Consider the following 20,773-nt stretch of genomic DNA (forward strand, 5'->3'; position numbering starts at 1 on the left):
TTTATAAAAAGATAAACATATGATAGGTTCACTAGTGTTTACTGGTTGACCTTTTTAATGGGAACTCTACGATCAAGCCAAGGAATGACATACGTTGCATACTGTTTTTTTAATAGAAGTGCCTTGAATACATGGAATATTGCATGAAAAAGAAGCATCGGAGAGAGGGGTAAGATTATAAGAAAGGTAGAAGAGACTACAGGAAAAATGCCTATGAATCCGTGTAGAATTTACAGGCTTTCCTTCCCTAGTTGTTCATTGCATGGAGGAACAGAGAATTCATATATCCCTATAATCCTTTTCCCGCTTATTTGTATTAGTATCAGGAATGAAATTTCAGTTAATATAGGGGTGAAACAGAATGTATTTGATCGATCTTTCTTCTTATCTACGCTATAAGCTTCAAGAGACCCTTCTTAAATCAGTGATTGAATTAGAATGTCATCATGATAAATAAAAATTGGTTTAAAACCAAGGGCTCTAAACTTTTTCAATGCTTCATGGTTATTTTTGTTCACGAAACCGGACACTACAAGGATTCCTTTATTTCTCACATATTCTACTAATTCAGGTAAAAGAGCTTGCAGAATTCCCTTTCCTCTATATTTTTTGTCAATGACTACATAATTAATATGAGCAACTTTATATAAATAAAGATTATAACAAATGAATCCCACTACTTTACCTTTATCATTACAAATCACAAGTACCTTGTGTGACTTTTGCAGAATTTCATTCACTTTATCGGAAGAAACCCGAAAATTTTTTACGGTGATATCCGTTAATTTCTTTATATCCTTTTTAGGTTTCCAGTCTCGAAAAAAATACATCATAACTTCTCCTTTATCTCTATTAGATATAACAGTTATTCACTAGACATATATAGCTGGTACATGTAAATACATAACACGGAATCCCTTTAAATAAGTCCAAAGGGATTCCATGTTAATCTCAAAAAAGCAACCTTCTAATTTTCAAATTTTTTGACAGAAGTGGGTTTCTTGATGGAAGTAGGTTCCTTAGTTGAAGTACCTCTATTATTGTTTAATAAATTTTGTAAGACTCTTCTCAAGGCAGACCTAAGGCTGCTATTGCCAGTTCCGGAATTACCAGTTCCAGAATTAACAGCTCTTCTTAGCTTTTTGTTTGACACTGAAATCATCCCCTTTGTTTTATAAATTTCCACATTACTAATTTATGTGTAATTTTCCCTTTTGCTTGGACAAGTTCACCAATTATTGCACAGCGGCAGGTGTTGCTACCATTTAATGTAATAACATGGTATAATCTATGTGAATTACTTCACATAAGAGACGCTCGTTATTATTCATACTATTAACTCATAAACGAAAGTGGGTTGGTTATATGCTGAAGAAAGTAGTTTTAGCTGGCGGGACTGGTTTTGTCGGTCAATTCTTTGAAAAGCATTTCAGAAATATAGGGTATGAGGTAAGGATCATCTCCAGACAATCCCCGCATATTGGCTGGGAAGATAAAGAAGGAATAAGGGAAATGATCGATAATTCGGATATGTTAATCAACCTAGCAGGAAAAACGGTCAATTGCCGCTACAATGCCAAGAATAAGAAAGAAATATTGGATTCACGAACCGATACGACAGAAGTGCTAGGTAAGGCGATTGAACAATGTGAAAATCCCCCTTCACTATGGATAAACTCAAGTACGGCAACGATATACAGGCATGCTGAGGATAAACCAATGACGGAGGAGGATGGTGTAATCGGTTCAGGTTTTTCCGTAGATGTCGCAAAAGCGTGGGAGCGCACATTTTTCGATTTCCGATTACCGAAGACGAGGCAAATCGCTTTACGGATCGCCATTGTATTGGGAGATGGGGGAGTGATGGCCCCATATAGGAATTTGGTTAAATTCGGATTGGGAGGCCATCAAGGATCAGGAAATCAGAAATTCAGTTGGATACATATAGAAGATTTATTTAACATTGTCCTTTTTCTGAGAAAGAATCAGGAGCTGAGCGGGGTGTTCAATTGTTCATCGCCGCATCCAGTTACAAATCGTGAATTGATGGCCCATTTGAAAAAGCTCATGAATATTAGGATGGGACTTCCCTGTCCAACACCCATGCTTGAAATGGGGGCCTTCTTTATGGGGACCGAAACGGAATTGATATTAAAAAGCCGGTGGGTCATACCTGAGAGATTGGAAAAGGCGGGGTATGCATTTAAATTCGATCATCTTGATGTGGCTCTCGAACAGATACTGATGAATTCTTAAAATACTCGAGAAAAATTGCTATAATGATAGATAGAAAATCATTTAATGGAGGGGAATCGCAGAATGAATATGACTCCATCTGAAAAAGTCGGAAAATTCACAACAGGAATATTTTCAGAGTTGGCGGCCCGCAAGCAGGATGCAATGAAACGGGGGCGGGATGTTATCGATTTGAGTGTTGGAAGTCCGGATCTACCGCCGCCTGATTTTGTGGTGGATACACTTGTGAAGTATGCGCAGGATCGCAATTCCTACGGGTATACGTTAAAAGGTACGCCTGAATTCCATGAGGCAGTCCGTTATTTTTATCGGATGCGTTATGGAGTGGAGCTGGATGCAGAAAGGGAAGTCCTCCAACTGATGGGGTCACAGGATGGCCTTGCACACTTGGCAACGGCGATGATAAACCCTGGAGATTATGTGCTGGTGCCAGATCCAGGATATCCAATTTATGAAGCGAGTGTAGAACTTGCCGGCGGAATCATTCATCCGATGCCGCTTACTGCCGAAAATGGATTCCTGCCGCAGCTCAACGAAATTCCGGATGAAATACTGAAAAAGACGAAAATGATGATCATCAGTTATCCTGGAAATCCTGTCACGGCCCTTGCTGATGAGACTTTCTTTTCGGATGTTATATCGTTTGCGAAAAAGAATGAAATAATGGTGGTTCACGATTTTGCTTATTCGGAATTGATTTTTGATGATCATCCGCAAATTAGTTTTATGTCCATTCCTGGTGCCAAGGAAGTGGGGATTGAATTTAACTCACTTTCCAAAACTTTTAATATGGCCGGCTGCCGCATTGGGTATGCAGTGGGAAATCAAGAGGCGCTGAACATCCTGGGAACGCTGAAATCACACATCGATTATGGGGTTTTTTATCCTATTCAAAAAGCTGCCGAAATGGCGCTAACTTCCAATCTTCCGCTGCTATCCGAACAGGTTAAGGAATACCAGTCCCGACGTGATGCCTTGATTTCAGGTCTTGCGGAAGGGGGATGGCATGTACCGAAAACATCAGCTACGATGTTTATTTGGGCCCAAATTCCTGCTGGCTGGAAATCACGGGATTTTGCCTATGCATTGATTGAAAAAGCAGGGGTAACGGTCGTTCCAGGCGATGCTTTTGGGAAGCAGGGGGAAGGGTATGTCCGGATGGCCTTGGTCCAGCCGGCCAAGAGATTGACAGAAGCTGCTGAACGGATCAGAGTGTTTTTGCAGGAAAAAATGGAGTGTGAAAAATCTAGCATTTAATATATTCAGGTTTTAACAACGCCCGATCACGGATCGGACGTTCTTTTTTTATTTTCTTGCTTTTATATAAGGTGAAATGCACAAGTATCATTAAGGCATTTGAGAAAGTTGACCCTTATGGAATGATGTCCTGACCCTACAAAAAACTGGAGCAAATTGCTGTACTTACTTGTTAAAGTGAGGCGCTCTCTAGTATTTTTAAAAACTACTTTGAAGGTCCATCCTCTGATGGGCTTTTTTATGTTTATGGGAAACTAGAGTGATAGATGATAATGGAATTTTTGAACGTAAAAAGGACAAGCCGCATAAAATATAGCAGGTCCGCGACAATCTTCAATGAAGCGGACTTAATAGGATAGAGAGGGGGAAAAGCAATGATCAACTGGAAAGTGCGTCTTAAGAACCCTACGTTTATATTCACTGTACTCCTTCCTGGGCTTTTAATATTGGCGCAGATGGTTGCCGCGTTCATAAACAATTTCATTACTCCTATAGGCTTTACCATCACTGATGATGCATTGAACGGCGCTTTAGGCATCATTAACTTCATAGCGCTTACATTCTTTGGGATCGGCGGTGTGGTCGATCATACAACTAAAGGTTTAAGTGACAGTGAAAATGCCCGACAATACGAGGAACCTAAGTAATGGACACTATTCTTTCAGCTACTGAAAAGTAGAGTATACCAGATAACACCGTATTAGCTAGACAACGGCGTTATCTGGTTATTTTTTTTGCAGGGATGATGATCGCCGAAAATGATTTGGTCTAAAAATCGAGAATCAACATACATTTAAAATTGTGGTTCATTTTCAGTTTGGGGAGGAAAAAGGATGAGTTATCGTTTACCAGTTTCAAAATGGTTTGCAGCCATAGTTTTAGTCGGGGCATTATTGACGGCATTCATATTCAGTCCGGCTAATGCTTCAGCCTCTATCAATTATGGTGATGAAGTTGCCGCTTTGGCAAAGAAGCAGGTGGGAAGTAAATATAAATATGGGGGGACGACCCCTAAAGGGTTTGATGCTAGCGGTCTTACCCAATATGTATATAAAAATGCCGCCACAGAAATGAAGATTCCAAGAACGAGTGCGGACCAGTATAAAACCGGAAAGGCCGTGAAGCAAAAAGATTTGAAAGCGGGCGATTTGGTCTTCTATGCGACAGGTAAGAAAGGGCAGGTCTCTTTTGTAGGAATCTATTATGGAAATGACACATTTGTCGGGACCACCACCAAAGGGGTCAAGGTGGTCAAAATGAGCGATAAATATTGGAAAGAAAAATATATAGGGGCAAAACGGGTCATTAAGTAACAATCTGAATTTCACAAGATAATAGTCCTGAAAACAAAAGAGCATCGAAAAAATCGATGCTCTTTTTGCTAGTCATATCCGGGGGCCATTCATTCAATGATGATATCGGTTAAAACAACATGGCCATTACGAACTTTTACGACAGCCACTGAAGGATTGGCCAATGCTTCCTTCTCCATTTCCTTTGCCTTTTCTTCGGATGCGAAATAATTGTCCAGACCGTATCTGATCTGAATGGTTTTAGCATTTTGCAGGTCATAAGGGACTTCCAATTCCCCTTTTAGGTACACGCCTTCGCCGGGCTTTTCTTTCGTTACGTAATCAACAGCGTATAGTCCATCAGCGTTTTGTTTTAAGCGTACATATACCTTTTTATAATCACCCATATTCCTTGTATTGAACTCGGTTTTAATCGAGTCATCGACTTGCGACGACTTTACTGATTCAATTTCGTATTTCAAAGCTACATAGCTTCCCCTAAACAAATCAGTCGGGTCGACCGGGGCTGTCTTGATCTTGATTACATCTCCTGTCATTGTTGTCCAGACCGGGGGAAACGCCAAGATTAACAAAATCAAGACTGGAATGGAAAATACGATTAGTGGCCGGAATGATGGATTACTCATTGAGTTCCCCTCCTTTTTGTCGTTGGTTTTCAAAGAAGAAGCCAAAACCGATGAGCATGATTCCACCGATGATGAATGTAAGCGATTTTGGCAGGAAGTCAAAGGAGTAGATGTAATATCTGAAAATCAGTGCACATATTATCACGATGCTGGTCAAACTGCCTTTTAGAATCAGATAAAGCAGAAAAACGAAATAAGCTATAGGAAACCAGATTGAAAAATCAAAGGTAAGGAAGAGTGCGCTAATACCATGTAAGATATGCCCTTGTATATGTGTGATGTTTTGTAATTTGGCTCTTACCGGAATATAGGCAAGCACGATACCCAGTACAAACAAGATGGAAAGGACAATCGTATTCGAATTTTCAAACCCTAGTTTCGGCACGAATTCCATAAGAAATAAAGCAATTGTATTGATGGCTAAAGCGTTAATGAAAAAGGTCAGATAATTAGGGTAATCGAATTTCTTTAACAGAATGTATAAAGCCGGTAGAAATACAAGAATGGCAAGCGGATAAGATGTTTCATCAACGAATATACTTCCGTTCAAATAAATGAAAAGCAGGAAAGATGTAAAAAGGAGGATGAAAACATCCTTCAAATAGTATCCAATGAATACCGTTCCAATCGCCCATAATAAAAAGGAATTGTTGAAATTGATGCTAATGTTAAACATCTGCTCGACTAGAAATATCCCTGCACCAAAGATCAGGATACCTGCATAATGCAGACTTCGTGACGTTTTGGGAAAGCGTGCCTGCACCTTCACGCCAGCAAAGTTCACTCCGATTAGGAATGCAATGATAAGCAGGAATTTAACCGCTTTACTTAAATAGATCCAGTTGCTGGCTACGAAGGTCAATACGCCTAAACCTAAAAGAAGTGCCCCAATGGATAATAGAATCGTGATGAAGTTCAAATTGCCTTTTACATCATAGGAACTTAACATCCTCACTTTCTCTTGCCGGGAGATGACTCCTTCCTTTTCAAGGTAATTAAATTCATGTTCAAGAAAATTGAATTGCTTCTTTGTTATTGCTTTGTTGGCCAAAGTAACTCCTCCTTCCACATTTTACTATTATACATCGTATTCTCTTGCTGCTTTGAATATAATGCTAATTTTCTTCTACCCTTATTGGAATGCGTGTAAGGAAAAAAATATAGTACCTTGCAATGAACAGTACCATGTGGTAAATTATTTACATAAGATGTATTGTTCGGTGTTTGGTACTGTTTATTGAACTGTACTGAAAAACTATTGGAAGGAGTGATGGTGCTATGAATGTACAATTTAAGAAAGGTGTTCTGGAACTGTGTGTCTTGGTTTTACTGGATAAGCAGGATCGCTATGGATATGAACTTGTACAGAAAATTTCGGATCAAATTGAAATATCGGAAGGGTCGGTATATCCACTTTTACGACGATTGACGAAGGAAGAGTATTTTACGACATATTTGCAAGAATCAACAGAAGGGCCTCCGCGCAAGTATTATACATTAACCGAAAAAGGACGGAGATACCTTCAAGAACTGCTGATGGAATGGAATGAATTTTCCAATGGGGTCAATCAATTAATCAAGGAAGGTGTGAACCAATGAATAAAGAACAATTTATAAAACAATTGAATGCCTCTTTAACCAGACTTTCCTTAGAGGAACGGGAAGATATCCTTCAAGATTACGAAGAGTATTTCGAAATTGGAATGGAAGAAGGGAAGTCAGAGCAGGAAATCTCCAAATCCCTTGGGAATCCTAAACAGATTTCCAAGGAACTGATGGCAACCTATCATCTTGGTCAGGTCGAACAAACGACTTCTGCAAGTAATGTTATGCGGGCGGTTTGGGCAGTCATTGGTTTAGGGTTCTTTAATTTAGTAATCGTTTTGGGACCATTTATAGCCTTGATCGGAGTTGTCATTGCAGGGTGGGTTTCGGCGATAGCGTTCATTCTTGCTCCGCTTGGCGCTCTGTTTAACCTTCTGTTAGGTAACTTTCAATTATTCGATCTTTTCTTCGCATTGGGACTATGCGGGATTGGCATTTTCATTGCCATGGGAATGTTTGTCGCTACGAGTGCTTTAACTAAAGGATTCATTCGCTATTTAAAATTTAACGCTTCCCTTGTGAAAGGCGGTTTGAAAAATGATTAATGTAAAAAAATTATCGATCATTGCACTTGTATTGTTATTGATCGGGGTAATAGGAAGTCTATTTACGTTTTCCCAAATGACGAATAAGGAAACGACTACAGAGGAAAAAACGATTTCGGAAATCGTGACGGACATTCAAATCGACGCTGACAATGCAGCTGTAGAGATCGTGCCAACGAAGGATAAGGAGACCAGGATAGAGTTGGTTTCAAAAGGGATGGATGTTTCCAAGTTGGATTTCACTGCAGATGTGGAAGGGAAGAAGCTTTCGGTACAATTAAAGGATCGGCGTACGTTTAGCTTTGGCTTTCATATTCAATCCTTACATTTAAAGGTGTATGTGCCTGATGAATCTTATAAATCCTTTGTCGCCGAATCCGATAATGGAAGATTGCAAATAACAGGATTGAAAAGTGAAAATCTAAATGTGAAATCTCAAAATGGCCGGGTAGAATTAAATGATATGATAACCGAAAAAGTTGAAGTGAAATCTGCTAATGGAAAAGTAGAGCTTAATAATGTGGAGGGAAAACTGGTTGGTTCATCGAATAACGGTAAAATCACATTAGTCACGAAAGACTTGGATAGGGAGATCGAACTCGAAAGTAATAATGGTAAAATCATGATCAAAACGGAGAATGAACCGACGAATACAACATTCGATGTTCATGTTGACAATGGGAGAGTGGATATCCTTGGTAAGTATGAGGGCGATACTGTCATTGGCAAAGGTGAAAATCTAGTTAAATTGGAAACGAATAATGGGAAAATCGAGATAACGAAATAGTCGAAGTATATAAGCCGATCCAATTGGGATCGGCTTTTTTCAGTTATGCGTCCCCTTTTCTTAAGGAGATAAGGAAAACATTTAAAGTTTTTCCTTTTAGATGTTTTTGGAATTATAATATAGAAAGGATAATTATGTTAAAAGTAATGAGTGTAAGTCCGCCCTCAAATCTAAGGATAGGGTTTTAAGGAAACGACTTCAAAAGTATGGGGGCTGTATAATGAAATTCAATAAATGGTCATTGGATATATTTAAACGGACGATCTTCACTCGCAAGAAAAGGGAAAAGGATTATCTTAAAAAAGGCTTCGAAGTGCAAAAAAAAGTGTTTAATATAGTGGAAAGTTCTAAGGATATTATCTACTGCTACGAATCGAATCCAAGTTCCAAGTTCAGGTATCTAAGTCCATCCATCAATACACTTTTAGGTCAAGGCGTCTTGGAAGAAGCATACAATGACCCTTCCTCCCCTTTCGAAAGGATTCATCCTGATGATTTTGAACTCCTAAATGAAAAGATATATGGTGGGATAGATTATACTAAGCCGGTCATTCAACGCTGGAGAACTATCGAGGGTGATTTTTTGTGGTTCGAGGAATATGCTACACCCATTTATGAAGAAGAGCAATTGGTAGCCGTTCAAGGAATCATTCGCAATATCGATGAAAGAGTGAAATTCATACAGGATATTGAGTATCAAATGTCCCATGACCCTTTAACGAACATTCATAATCGACAGTTTTTCGATAATATAGCTGCAAAATCCAATCTGGATTTTGACACTCCGGTTGCCATGATATTGTGTGATTTAGATGAACTGAAATTTATGAATGATACGTATGGACATAAGAAAGGAGATGAATTGATTAAAGCATCGGCAAATCTATTAAAACGGATTTTTTCGGAAATCGCTGTTGTAGCGAGAGTGGGAGGCGATGAGTTTGCCGTTCTTCTGATTGACAGAAGCAAGCGAGAGGTAGAATCTCTTTGTGAATTATTAATGGAAGAAATCCTTTTGCAAAACTCCCTAAAAAAAGGCCCTCACATCAGTATGTCATTCGGGCATGCTTACCGTTCGCATTCCAAAGGGAATATGGATAGCTTATTCATGGAAGCGGATCAAAAAATGTTTCAAGATAAACGGCGAAGAAAAGAACAGAAACTCGTTCGGCCGGGCAGATGAAAGATATGGAAACAATAAGATAGGGTGTAGAACCATTCTTCACTTGCAGAATGGTTGTTTCAGGGGATGTTTTATGAAAATTTGAATGTAAGGAAAATCCATTATGCTGGCGGGATGCGTTTCAGCTAAGAGCCGTTACGGATGAATAGAGGCAATGGTTTAATGCATTACAGCATGGAGAACCTAAATTATTGGTTTGCATATGGAAGGTAAGTGGACGGAAATGATCATGAATGTTAAAGGGGGAGCCCGGTGTCATATTGGGCTTTTATTTATATATATATATTTAGGTACACGAAATAAATCATTCGCTTATTTTAAGCAATTTTAGTAAACTGGCAATGACTATTATAATTAGAAGGTGAAGGGATATGAGGGAAACCTTAGTGGATGAACGGGTAAGAGGGACTGATAAAATCTGGACACGTGATTTCATCATGATCTGTTTGGCAAATATGTGCATCTTCATGGGTTTTCAAATGACGATGCCGACCCTCCCGTTGTTTGTAGAACAGCTTGGCGGTGATGACCGTCTTGTGGGGGCTGTCCTTGGAATCTTCACTTTTTCGGCCTTGCTTGTCCGGCCAATTGCCGGAAGATTATTGGAGACGAAAGGAAGGCGCATCGTTTTTCTTGCCGGGTTAGCCATTTTTGCTTTGTCAGTGGGTTCCTTCGGTTTCATGGGGAGCATCGGCTTGTTATTCATGATGCGGATTGTACAGGGCGTCGGCTGGGGATTTTCTTCAACGGCTTCAGGAACGATTGCTTCCGATATAATCCCTGCGAAACGGCGTGGTGAGGGGATGGGGTATTACGGATTATCGGGTAACTTAGCACTGGCATTCGGGCCATCATTGGGTCTTTTCCTAGTTACGGTCCTTCCGTTTCAAGAGTTGTTTTTGATCTGCTCTTTATTAGGATTGCTTGCCATCATTGCAGCATCACTTATTCGGTATCAAAAAGTGGAAAGTGATCCTTCGGCGGCTGTCAGAGCCAAAAGGTTTGATATTTATGAAAAAAGTGCCCTTCAGCCATCTTTGCTCATTTTCTTCATCTCCGTTACATTTGGTGGAATTGCAACCTTCCTTCCCCTGTATACAGCGGAAAAAGGTGTAGATGGAATTCAGTGGTACTTTTTAGTATATGCAATGGCCCTTATGGTCACGAGGTTATTCGCGGGTCGACTATATGACAGAAGGGGACATCGAGCCGTATTCGTGCCTTCAACGGTACTCATAATGGCTGGAATGCTGCTGCTTGCATGGATGCCGAGTGAAGCGGTACTTTACATTGCGGCAGTGCTTTATGGATTTGGATTCGGTTCTGTTCAGCCGGCGCTGCAGGCATGGTCGATTGAAAAGACGGCACCCAATCGGAAGGCGATGGCGAATGCCACATACTTTTCATTTTTCGATCTTGGAGTGGGCATAGGTGCCATCGTGTTCGGGCAGATTGGCTTCCTCTTCGGATATAGGAGCATCTATATCACGGCAGCCGCCTCGATTTTCATTTCGATGATCGTTTATTTATTCATCATCAGGAGCGAGGATAAAGGAAAATCAATATAAGGATGTTGAATGGCTTCAATGGAAGTCATTCTTTTTTTTGAGTCAGTAGGAACACCCTTGGTGCACTATCCTAAATATTTTAAAAATGGAAAAACTTTGTTATTATCGAAAAGAGATTATACATAAGATGATAGAAGGTCTATTTGAAGGAAGGGGAAGCTTGGAATGAATGACTCTTCAAACGAAGAAATGACATTAGAAGGAAGGAAGCGTATTTTCCAAGAAGAGCTGGATGTTTTATGGGAAAGGCGGCTCATCCCTAAATCAGAATATATCCGGATTAGCAGGGCTTACAATCGGCATTTCCAATTAGCCCTCCATAAACAAAAGCGCTTAGAGCAAGAAAAGAAGAAATCCACCCATGGAACTGAAACGATAATCGGTGAAAGTGCCGATAAGAGGATTCAGGATAGCCTGATCGAAGAATCTTCATTCCAATTACGGGAATCCAGTGGATTGAATGAATCAATAATGAAAGATGAGAAGGCCGGGTATGCGCCTATTGAATCTGGTTTCGAGGAGAGCCTTGAACCTGTCAAGGAGATCAATGATAGGAAACCGGTTATTCAAAAGCAGGCCATCAAGCGGGAGAAACCGGTAAAACCGGTAAAGCCGGAAAAGCCGAAGAAAACACCTGAACAAATCAGGGAACGGAATATTTCTGTCATCCTGCTCACTGGGGTCATATTGCTTCTGTTTGGCGGGTTGATTTTAGCAACCACTTCATGGGGGGATCTGAATGCGGTCCTGAAAGTTCTCTTCATTGGAATGGTATCCGTCATTTTTGCAGGGATGGCCTTCATCGCTTCGAAACTGAAAATTGAACAGACCTCTTTTGCATTCCTGACGCTAGCGGGTTTATTCATTCCGATTACGATTTTATCAGCTTCATATTATCGGATTTTTGGAGGGTACCTTTCACTTAATGGTGGGGGGCGGGGACTTCTGGGGTTTCTTGGGGGATTACTCTGCTTAGCCATTTATTGTAAGATTGCTGACTACTTCAAGTCGAAAATATTCATTTTCATTTCAATATTCACGTTTGCCATTACCTGCTATTTCGGATTGGCCTTTGTGACGCCGACTATCGAGTGGATGTTTTTGGCGATTGGCGTTCTTAATTTATTGCTATTAGGGAATATTGAGCAATTGAAAAATCAAAAAGCATTAACGTTATTCAAACCATTCATTTTTCAATTTATCCAGTTTAAGATTATCGTGGAGACCTTTGTGGTCCTGACATTATTTTCAAGCAACTTGGTGTATTCGCTAACGTTGATGGTCTTTTCTGTTTTGTTTTTAATTATTTCGGTCAAATTCCAAAAAAAATATTATGAAATGGCTTTTAGCGCCGTTTTCACGTATGGTTATATCCACCTGGTTTATAACTCGTTTATAAGTGAGTACATGATCATTGCATTTGCACTTGTTCCAATCATTTTTACCATGCTATCGAAATATCTGGCCAAAGCCAAAAGAACTAAGCTTTCGAAGCACTTCATGATTACCAGTTTGATTGAGAGCGGAATCGTTTTCTTATATAGTAACGCGATGGTGTACCAGGAGAACTATGCGCAAATATTCGTCGCGCTCATGTTATTATCCGCCCAGCTTGCCTATGTTTCCCTTCAATCGAGAAACTCAAGCCTCACGTACCCGGCTGTTGTTATTTTCGACTTAGCGTTATTATACCTTTTCTTTGCCTTGCCAATCTCTTTTTCTACCATTTTAAATCTGTTATTTGTTATTCAGGTCGTTCAATATCTTGGAGTATATTTATATAATCGTCACCCAAGGTACATCCTGTTTAGGAAGAGTACCTTACTTATCTCCCCAATGATCATGTTAGTGATTCTGACCATTCAATTCAGCGAAATGGATTGGCTTGCAGTTAGTGCGGCTCTCGCCATGATCTCTGGGCTTTTCTTCATCACCTATATAAAAGACGAAACAAAGCATATGAAGGAAAATGCCTTATACGGATTTCCAATCACTTTCGTACTAGCTTTAGTTGCTTTCTATCCATATTTGACGGAGAGTTTAGAATGGGTTCGTTCAAATTTCCCGCTCAGCGTCTATTTAATGGGTGTTTCACTGGCTTCCATCGGTGCGGCTTACACATTTAAAAAGGGATACTATAAACCCTTTCCAGTTTTTGCATATAGCGGGCAGATTCTTTCTTTCCTTTCCTTGATATCGATTCCATTCGATTCACAAAATCCTTTGGAGGCAAGCGGAGTGATTGCCGTAGCTACTGCAATAAACGGCTGGTCCGTCCATATCCATCGGAAGCAAATATTCTGGGTGCCTGTCGTGATTACAAGTGCCAGCTTATATGCTTCACTCTACGATGTTTTTGATTTTGCATCAATGGTACTGAGGATTGCGTTCGTGTTGCTCGGCCCCATTATCTTTTTCCTATTAGGAGAATGGCTTGGGAAATATTCGAAAAGTGGGAAACTGTATTTCTTTTACGCAAGTCACCTTGCCAATTTACTGGCGATTCCTGTTGGATATTTGCTCATTATTTTTACGGATAGCTCACCGTTACTATATGTTGCACAACTGTCGATTTATATTTTGAGTGCTTTAAGGGCGCATGTTAAATGGGAAAAATACGTTTTTACGTACCTAGGGTTTTCAGTCCTTTTCCTACAGGTCCATTTATTTGTGGTAAACATGGAGCAAATAGTATTCATTACATCAATATGCATGATGATTACAGCAGGACTCATAACCATTCTGTGGGGGTTATCCAATAAGAATTGGAAAGGCATCATGGAGTATTACCTTATTCCATTCATTCATTTAGGGATAAGCATATCCATTTTGGAAACGGCGATCCGGGACTTTCCACTTAACCGCGAGGTAGTCTGGGTAGGAGTGATGACTGTACAGCTCTTGTTTGCCTGGTATCTGCTCATGCAAAGGAATTGGCGGAACTATGTTGCCGTTCCTCTAGGCCTGGCGTTCATCTTCTATAATATGTATGTAAATACATTGCCTCTGGTTATGGCGATTATCGTATTGTTTGTATGTATGGTTGTGATGATGATGGCTAGCAGACGCCTTTTCAAAGGATTGCTCAACCAAGAGGGAACGAAGAGAGTCATTGATCATTATCGGATTTTTGGCTTGTTATATCTGTGTACTCTGAATCTGGAAGTGTTTATGAGCGATACAGCTTCTGCGATTTTGGGGATTTTTGTTTCCCTGCTGTTGCCTAGCTACTTCATCCTGATGGGAAGATTCACAATCTATAAGAAAGAAAAAAGCATTTACTCGGGAATAGCGGCAATCATCGGCCTTTTCCCCTTCATCAATATCATAGATTATGCCCATACACTCCCAATCGTCACGAGTTTGGCTGTTCTTTTTGGCTGTATGGCAGGAATGTTGTTACTGAGCAGGCTGTATTCCAGCGGTTCACTCAAGAAAAACGGATCAGGCATCATCAGCTTTGATCCTTACAGGATTTATGGTTTATTCTTTTTGATCGATATGAATGCGGAGGTTTTTAACGATACTAAACATCAGTTACTTCAAGTCTTTGTATCGCTGCTGTTAACCGCTTATTTCATTTTCCTGAGAAGCTTGACAGCGGAAAAGCTAGAAAGGAAAATCTATTCCAATATTGCTGCACTAGTCAGTCTGTATCCCTTCTTAATCATAGTCGGCTATGCCGACAGCTTATCTGTTGTAATGGGATTGCTATTCCTTTTTGGCTGTATGTCAGGGATGCTGCTTTTAAGCCGCCGTTATTTCGATGGTTTAATCAAAAAGGAAGAAACAGGTATGACCATCGATGCATACAGGATATATGGCCTGCTGTTTTTACTGGCCATGAATCGGGGATTTCCAGCAACTGAAACATTGACCCAGTTACTCGAAGTTTTTGTATCGCTCTTAATCACGGTTTACTTCATCTTGATTGGAAGTTTCACAAAGGATATAAAAGAAAAGGGCATCTACGTTTGGCTGACGGGAATTCTCAGTTTGTATCCGTATTGGATCATCATCATGTACGCGGACACATTACAGCCTTTCGTTGGAACGGCAGTCCTTTTTGGGTGTACGGCCATAATGGTCTTGCTAAGCAAGAAATACTTTAAAGGCTTGCTTGATAAAGGCGGGGCAGGACTTCAATTGGATTTTTACAGAGTCTATGGTCTGTTGTTTCTTATTGCCATGAACATGGATGTTTTGACGGGGGGACCGGCACATTTCATTTTGGAAATCATCGCGGCACTTCTGATTCCGGCCTATTTCATTTTGATGAGAAGCACGACGACAGGGATGTTGGAAAGAAAATCCCAGTTGGCAGCAGCGATTTTGTTCAGCCTATATCCGTATTGGGTCATTGTCGATCAGCTCACGATCCCTCCTGTACTTGAGGAGGAGGTGAATATTCTGCCGCTGTTCATTGTCAGCACCACTCTGCTGAGGAAAATCTTAGTTAAAGGCAAAATCACACAATATATCGAAAGCGGTATTGTTTTCCTTTTGTTTTTAGCCCTGATCATTGATGCAATGGCAGGAAACACCTTATATGATGCCCTCATTATCGGAACCGTGTCATTGGCAGCAATGCTCTTTGGATTCATGATGAAATACAAATCCTATTTCATCGCTGGAACTGGGACGATTTTATTCAATGTCTATATGAATACCAATTCGATGTGGAGCGAGATGCCGTGGTGGCTGTATTTAATCATCGGCGGGGGGCTGCTTATCGGAATTGCATCTTTCTTTGAATGGAAAAAACAAAAAGACAACAGGACCTCTAAGGAGGTTCTTGAGAAAAATAAACAAAGGATCAAGAATTGGTTCAATCGGTGGAATTAATGAAGAAGAAAATGGAATGCGTCAGATACCCAAGCTCTTAACCTTGGACGAAAATTAAAAGGGGTTCGGAATTTATTAATTCCGAACCCCTTTTGCCTGTGAACCGAGAGTACTTAAAAGCTCTCTTTCTCTGCTTCTATTTTTTTTATTTCCTCATCCCAATCATGAATTTCTATTTCCCACTGATCTATATTAGTTTGCAAAACATTAATTAAAAATGGTGATAGGACATTTCTGTATTTTTCTAGTTCTTGAATCAATTTCACTCGATCTTCAGTTAAACCTTGCACTAATTTTTTTTTACTTTCCAAATTTGCATAGACAAAAACTGGCCTGAATTTCCGTAACTCATTATCACCCATATCAGTTGTAACTCCTTTGTAATTGAGTGAAAAACTAAGCACGATTAATCAGTTCATCTAATGCTTGTGTATACAAAATCGCTTGGATTTCTCCAAGCGAAAAGCTCAAGACGAACAAGAACTGCATGAAGAACAGCTGGAAGAGGAATCAGAACTGCTGTCATGGGAACCGGTATGGCCACCATGATCGGCATGGCCGGATCCGGAGGAAACTGTGTTTGGTTCATTCCCGAATATATCTTTAAATTCGCTGTCAAAATCATCGGTGCTTGCATAAGTGAAATAGGCAGGAGCTGCGTAGTCAGTCTGATCATACGTTCTCCGCCAATTCAATTCTGTCATGGGGCGATTTTCTTTAAATTGTGAAGTGAAAGCTTCAAAGGTCCGTTCCGCCTGTATACTTGTCGGTTTCCGCATATATTTCTCTTTTAACTGCTCCAGCTCCAACGTTTCAAAATCGCGGAGAAGCGTTAGCCCTTTATCATGTTTGAAAAATTTGCCCCATTTTTGAATGGAATGGGAGTCCACCGTAAATAGCTGTACATAGTAAAAGTCAAAAAGAGTGCGCTCATCGGGTTTGAAAACAGGTTCTGAATGAGGATGGTGCTGAATGGTCCTACCGATGAAAACCTGGCAAAACTCATCATATTCCTGTCTATAGTTCAGCATGATATGCCATAACTCATCGATGACTGAATTAAACATTTCAACTTTTCCAAACACTGCAGCCATAATCAAATAGCGTTTCAATTCACGCCAGGCCTGATTGACCTTTAACTGTGAGTCCCGTGGATGCTTCAGGCGGAATTCAGTATTGACCTTTTCCATATAATCGAAATCCAGTGCTTTATTAAGCTTTTCTATCAATGCTTCTGAAACGATTTCCGTTGCATGAAGATCTAAAGTTTCACCATGGTATTTACGGAATTCATTTTGATAGCGTTCCATTTTAGCCGGTTCACTTAGCCCTTTAACGAAATTGACCAGGAAAACAGCAAAAATTGCCGCAAGAATGACATAAAAGAAGGTCATTTTTGTCCACTCCTCTTAATCTATGGATATATTGCTTTAACATTATCTTACATGTTAATGGAAGGGATTGTAAGTTGTTTTATCTAAAATGTTCCGTTGGCGGAAATTGATTAATCTCGTGAGGTTGCATGACAATACCCTGAATCGGGTATCGTCCTTTCCTTGGCATGTAAGGGGTTTTCAGTTAAAAATCAAGCGCTTCAAATAATGCCTCATATCTAGTATAGTTAGAGGGGAAAAGGGGTGAAGGCATGTACTTGACAGTAAAAGAGACTGCGGAATATCTATCGATGCCGGAATCTTATATAGAAAGTTTAATCGTTCAAAATAAAATTCGCACCGTTCATGATGGTGAGCAGCATTTGATTTTTAAAGATCAATTTAATATGCATCTTGAACAGATGGAGAAATATAAGAAGGATTTAGCGGATTATTTTAACGAACCCATTCCCGAAGATATCGATGTGAAAGATGAAGATTAGCATCTGTCCATTTGGCAGATGTTGAGTTTCAAAAAGGAGGAAGGTACTAGACTCCTGCTTAGAAAAGCGCGTCTAGGGTAAGACACCACAGGCTCAAGCTGAGGAGGCTTCGACCGCCCGTGGAAAGCGAGTGCCTGGAGCGGAAATCAACGCCCAAATTGTACAGCCATAACAAAAGCTGAGGCCATAGCCTCAGCTTTTGCTTGTAGATAGAAGGGGGCCCGGAAAACATATCTTTCATCAAAGTGAAGTTCCGGACCTATTGATCCAAAGCAACACCTTCAACTCCATAGGTATGGTTCTATCTAAATTTTATACAGAGTTGATTGAAGCAAAAGGTACGAGACTCCTGCTTAGAAAAATAGGGGAGACACCGCAGGCGCAAGCCGAGGAGGCTCCGCGACCCGTTCGCTGAAAGCGAGTGCCTGGAGCGGAAATCAACGTCCAAATTGTACAAACCAATAAAAAATCGTATTTTCAGTGAGTTGTCCAAGGTCTGGCATCTACCGATTTGGCGGATGTTTTTTTCATGCAGGAAATGGCTGTCAAAGTAATGGTCGAATTTCCGAAAAAGGTCTTAACTACGTCTGCATCAGGGGCCTTACTGATCATTCAAATAATTTTGTTGTCAATGGAAGGTAATTGTAGTAGAATCCTTCAATTCCGTGTAAAATGAAAGGTAATAGGAATTATCACGGCAGAATGGTAGTTAGGAGATAAGTAAGTGGTAAAAGATTATTTGCAAAGCGAAGGTTTTTCAAGGTTAATTACATTAATTGTGTTAGTTCTCTTTTTAATAAGCATCGGCAGTATGGTTAATATCGTGTTATTCACATTTGTTTTCACTTTCCTGATGGGAAGGCTGGAGCAATTTATCATGATTCGGCTGAATAAAGTAATGCATATCAACTCCAAGGTTGTTATAAGCTTTTTATATGCAGTCGTCATTTCTTGTTTAGCCATCGTTCTTTATAAATATCTACCGGTCATTACGTTACAATTCACGGAATTAGTGACACAGATCGTTTTCTTCTTTCAACATCCACCAGATAGCAGGGTCATTCAATATGCCATTAATATAATGAACGAGCTGCGATCGCCGCTCGATCTTCAAACACAGATGAATACACTCTATCTTTATATATCCGATTTCGGTAAACTGGCATTTCAAATTTTCATTTCCATGTTGCTTAGTCTATTTTTCTTATTGGAAAAAGATAAAATCATTCGTTTCACTTCTAAATTCAAGCGGGCCAAATTTAAATCTTTCTTTATAAACTTAAGCCACTTTGGAGTCAAATTCATCAATTCATTCGGAAAGGTAATTGAGGTCCAGTTCTTGATAGCCATTACGAATGCTGTCCTATCCGTAACTTTCTTATGGATTCTTGGCTTCCCGCAGTTGCTTGGTCTAGGAATCATGATTTTCTTCCTTGGTTTGATTCCGGTTGCAGGGGTCATCATCTCCCTCATCCCGCTTAGCATGATTGCCTATAGCATCGGCGGCATGCCCAAAGTGATTGCCGTATTAATCATGATTGTTGTGATCCATGCAATTGAAAGCTATATTTTAAATCCGAAATTCATGTCGGCAAAAACGAATCTTCCAACATTTTTCACCTTCATCATCCTATTGTTTTCCGAGCATTTCCTTGGGATATGGGGATTGATCATCGGAATACCGATATTCATCTTCCTGTTGGATATGTTGGATATTGAAGAGGGGAATACGGAAGTCCCATAATAATCATTTAAGCAGCAGCCGCTAATATGGCCGCTGCTTATTTTTGTTCCATTAAATCTTTTGAACGGTGGCACTATCTGTTTTCAATATAATATCCATTAATTCGAGTGAAGGGGAGAAAGTTGCCTCTTTCCCCATTAGAGCACAGTTGCGTTTTTAATTTACCGAGTTAATTGATTAAAATTTTATTTTACTAAAGTTATTTATCGACTTTTTATTGCATAAAAAAACAAATAAACGTATAATATTCTTAAAAGAATATACTGAAAGTTCTCTAAAGTTAGATTTATCTGTTTTTTCAAAAAAGAGAGTTTACGAGAGAGAAGAGGGGATTATTTTGAAAAAGGTTTCTTTTTTAGTGTTTGCCATGGTTGCTTCCTTGTTACTAGTCATGACAGGATGCGGGAAGGATAAGGAAGTCTCGACAACTGGTAAAGAAGAAGAGTCCAATGGGAAAACACTCAGGATCGTGACTGACGCCAACTATGCTCCATTTGAATATCTTGAAGGCGATAAGATTGTAGGATTCGATGTTGATTTCATCAATGCCGTTGCAAAAGAAGCGGGATATGAAGTTAAATTGGAAAGTGTCGGTTGGGATCCGATTTTTGTTGAAATCGAAGGTAAGAGAGCGGATGTCGCCATATCTGCAATTACAGTGAATGACGAAAGAAAACAATCTTATGACTTCTCGGTTCCGTATTTCTTATCCACAAACAAAATTCTCGTTCCTGAGGATAGTGATATAAAATCTGGAGATGAATTGAAAGGAAACGTCATTGCCGTTCAGACCGGTACTACTGGACAGGAAGCGGTAGAGAAACTCCTTGGAAAGAATCACAAGGATATCAAAAAATTCGAAAATAATAACCTGGCCATTCAGGAATTACTGAAAGGCGGAGCATCGGCTGTCGTAGCTGATAATACGGTTGTTGAAGAATATGTGAAAAATAACCCCGATCAAAAACTGAAAGTCGTTGAAGACAGCAAAAGTTTCAATGAGGAGTTTTATGGTCTTATGTTCCCAAAAGGCAGTGAATTGAAATCGGAGTTCGATAAAGCCGTGAATGCCATTTATGAAAATGGGAAATATGCAGAAATTTATAAAGAGTGGTTTGGTACTGACCCAGATATTGAAACGTTGAAAGCACAACAATAAAACAAATGG

General features: G+C 39.8%; 19 protein-coding genes. 14 read left to right on the top strand and 5 right to left on the bottom strand.

Annotated elements, in window-relative coordinates:
- Positions 1-416: 416 nt before the first annotated feature.
- Positions 417-830 (bottom strand): GNAT family N-acetyltransferase, encoded by a 414-nt coding sequence (locus tag AC1DIV_RS15375; RefSeq protein WP_323598788.1) that lies wholly within the window; start codon positions 828-830, stop codon positions 417-419.
- A 174-nt stretch (positions 831-1,004) separates the two neighbouring features.
- Here AC1DIV_RS15375 and AC1DIV_RS15380 point away from each other — a divergent pair, with 174 nt between their 5' ends.
- The 5 genes from AC1DIV_RS15380 (at position 1,005) to AC1DIV_RS15400 (ending at position 4,826) form a co-directional block, all read left to right on the top strand.
- Positions 1,005-1,178, top strand: a complete 174-nt coding sequence (locus AC1DIV_RS15380; protein ID WP_477576816.1) for a hypothetical protein — start codon at positions 1,005-1,007, stop codon at positions 1,176-1,178.
- A gap of 187 nt (positions 1,179-1,365) precedes the next feature.
- Complete coding sequence (locus tag AC1DIV_RS15385; protein ID WP_323598787.1) at positions 1,366-2,256, top strand: TIGR01777 family oxidoreductase; 891 nt, start codon at positions 1,366-1,368, stop codon at positions 2,254-2,256.
- Between the two features lie 63 nt (positions 2,257-2,319).
- The gene (locus AC1DIV_RS15390; RefSeq protein ID WP_477576818.1) at positions 2,320-3,513 is read left to right on the top strand and encodes an LL-diaminopimelate aminotransferase; all 1,194 of its coding nucleotides are present in this window, start codon (positions 2,320-2,322) and stop codon (positions 3,511-3,513) included.
- A 374-nt stretch (positions 3,514-3,887) separates the two neighbouring features.
- Complete coding sequence (locus tag AC1DIV_RS15395) at positions 3,888-4,160, top strand: phage holin (protein WP_053533767.1); 273 nt, start codon at positions 3,888-3,890, stop codon at positions 4,158-4,160.
- Positions 4,161-4,346: 186 nt separating this feature from the next.
- On the top strand, positions 4,347-4,826 hold the full coding sequence (locus tag AC1DIV_RS15400) for a C40 family peptidase (RefSeq protein WP_477576819.1): 480 nt from the start codon (positions 4,347-4,349) through the stop codon (positions 4,824-4,826).
- 89 nt (positions 4,827-4,915) lie between these two features.
- Here the strand turns inward: AC1DIV_RS15400 and AC1DIV_RS15405 are convergent, their stop codons facing one another.
- Both AC1DIV_RS15405 and AC1DIV_RS15410 read right to left on the bottom strand, forming a co-directional pair.
- A complete protein-coding gene (locus AC1DIV_RS15405; RefSeq protein WP_202316025.1) occupies positions 4,916-5,452 on the bottom strand; it encodes a GDYXXLXY domain-containing protein in 537 nt (178 codons plus the stop codon).
- Positions 5,445-6,503, bottom strand: coding sequence for a DUF2157 domain-containing protein (locus tag AC1DIV_RS15410; protein WP_477576820.1), 1,059 nt, complete (start codon positions 6,501-6,503; stop codon positions 5,445-5,447). Before AC1DIV_RS15410 ends, AC1DIV_RS15405 begins: the two co-directional genes overlap by 8 nt.
- Positions 6,504-6,730: 227 nt before the next feature.
- Here AC1DIV_RS15410 and AC1DIV_RS15415 point away from each other — a divergent pair, with 227 nt between their 5' ends.
- The 6 genes from AC1DIV_RS15415 (at position 6,731) to AC1DIV_RS15440 (ending at position 15,985) form a co-directional block, all read left to right on the top strand.
- Positions 6,731-7,051, top strand: a complete 321-nt coding sequence (locus tag AC1DIV_RS15415; RefSeq protein WP_034305446.1) for a PadR family transcriptional regulator — start codon at positions 6,731-6,733, stop codon at positions 7,049-7,051.
- The gene (locus AC1DIV_RS15420) at positions 7,048-7,602 is read left to right on the top strand and encodes a DUF1700 domain-containing protein (protein ID WP_477576821.1); all 555 of its coding nucleotides are present in this window, start codon (positions 7,048-7,050) and stop codon (positions 7,600-7,602) included. The genes AC1DIV_RS15415 and AC1DIV_RS15420 overlap by 4 nt, the downstream gene beginning before the upstream one ends.
- On the top strand, positions 7,595-8,389 hold the full coding sequence (locus AC1DIV_RS15425; RefSeq protein ID WP_477576822.1) for a DUF4097 family beta strand repeat-containing protein: 795 nt from the start codon (positions 7,595-7,597) through the stop codon (positions 8,387-8,389). Before AC1DIV_RS15420 ends, AC1DIV_RS15425 begins: the two co-directional genes overlap by 8 nt.
- Positions 8,390-8,609: 220 nt before the next feature.
- Positions 8,610-9,572 (top strand): sensor domain-containing diguanylate cyclase, encoded by a 963-nt coding sequence (locus AC1DIV_RS15430; protein WP_477576823.1) that lies wholly within the window; start codon positions 8,610-8,612, stop codon positions 9,570-9,572.
- A gap of 371 nt (positions 9,573-9,943) precedes the next feature.
- Entirely contained in the window at positions 9,944-11,140 is a 1,197-nt protein-coding gene (locus tag AC1DIV_RS15435) for an MFS transporter (RefSeq protein ID WP_048687223.1), read from the top strand.
- Between the two features lie 165 nt (positions 11,141-11,305).
- Complete coding sequence (locus AC1DIV_RS15440; RefSeq protein WP_477576824.1) at positions 11,306-15,985, top strand: hypothetical protein; 4,680 nt, start codon at positions 11,306-11,308, stop codon at positions 15,983-15,985.
- A 113-nt stretch (positions 15,986-16,098) separates the two neighbouring features.
- Here AC1DIV_RS15440 and AC1DIV_RS15445 read toward each other — a convergent pair whose 3' ends face one another.
- Complete coding sequence (locus AC1DIV_RS15445) at positions 16,099-16,347, bottom strand: hypothetical protein (RefSeq protein ID WP_477576825.1); 249 nt, start codon at positions 16,345-16,347, stop codon at positions 16,099-16,101.
- A 105-nt stretch (positions 16,348-16,452) separates the two neighbouring features.
- Positions 16,453-17,379: a glycine-rich domain-containing protein gene (locus tag AC1DIV_RS15450; protein WP_477576826.1), complete on the bottom strand. Its 927-nt coding sequence runs from the start codon at positions 17,377-17,379 to the stop codon at positions 16,453-16,455.
- A gap of 251 nt (positions 17,380-17,630) precedes the next feature.
- On the opposite strand from AC1DIV_RS15450, the gene AC1DIV_RS15455 reads away from it, so the two are divergent.
- The 3 genes from AC1DIV_RS15455 to AC1DIV_RS15465 all read left to right on the top strand — a co-directional run bounded on the left by AC1DIV_RS15455 (position 17,631) and on the right by AC1DIV_RS15465 (position 20,764).
- Positions 17,631-17,861, top strand: a complete 231-nt coding sequence (locus AC1DIV_RS15455; protein ID WP_323598776.1) for an excisionase family DNA-binding protein — start codon at positions 17,631-17,633, stop codon at positions 17,859-17,861.
- A gap of 724 nt (positions 17,862-18,585) precedes the next feature.
- Positions 18,586-19,605, top strand: coding sequence for an AI-2E family transporter (locus AC1DIV_RS15460; RefSeq protein WP_048685492.1), 1,020 nt, complete (start codon positions 18,586-18,588; stop codon positions 19,603-19,605).
- Positions 19,606-19,942: 337 nt separating this feature from the next.
- A complete protein-coding gene (locus AC1DIV_RS15465; RefSeq protein WP_034305421.1) occupies positions 19,943-20,764 on the top strand; it encodes a basic amino acid ABC transporter substrate-binding protein in 822 nt (273 codons plus the stop codon).
- The last annotated feature ends 9 nt before the right edge of the window (positions 20,765-20,773 follow it).

It is taken from the genome of Peribacillus sp. 05N428, assembly GCF_056397085.1.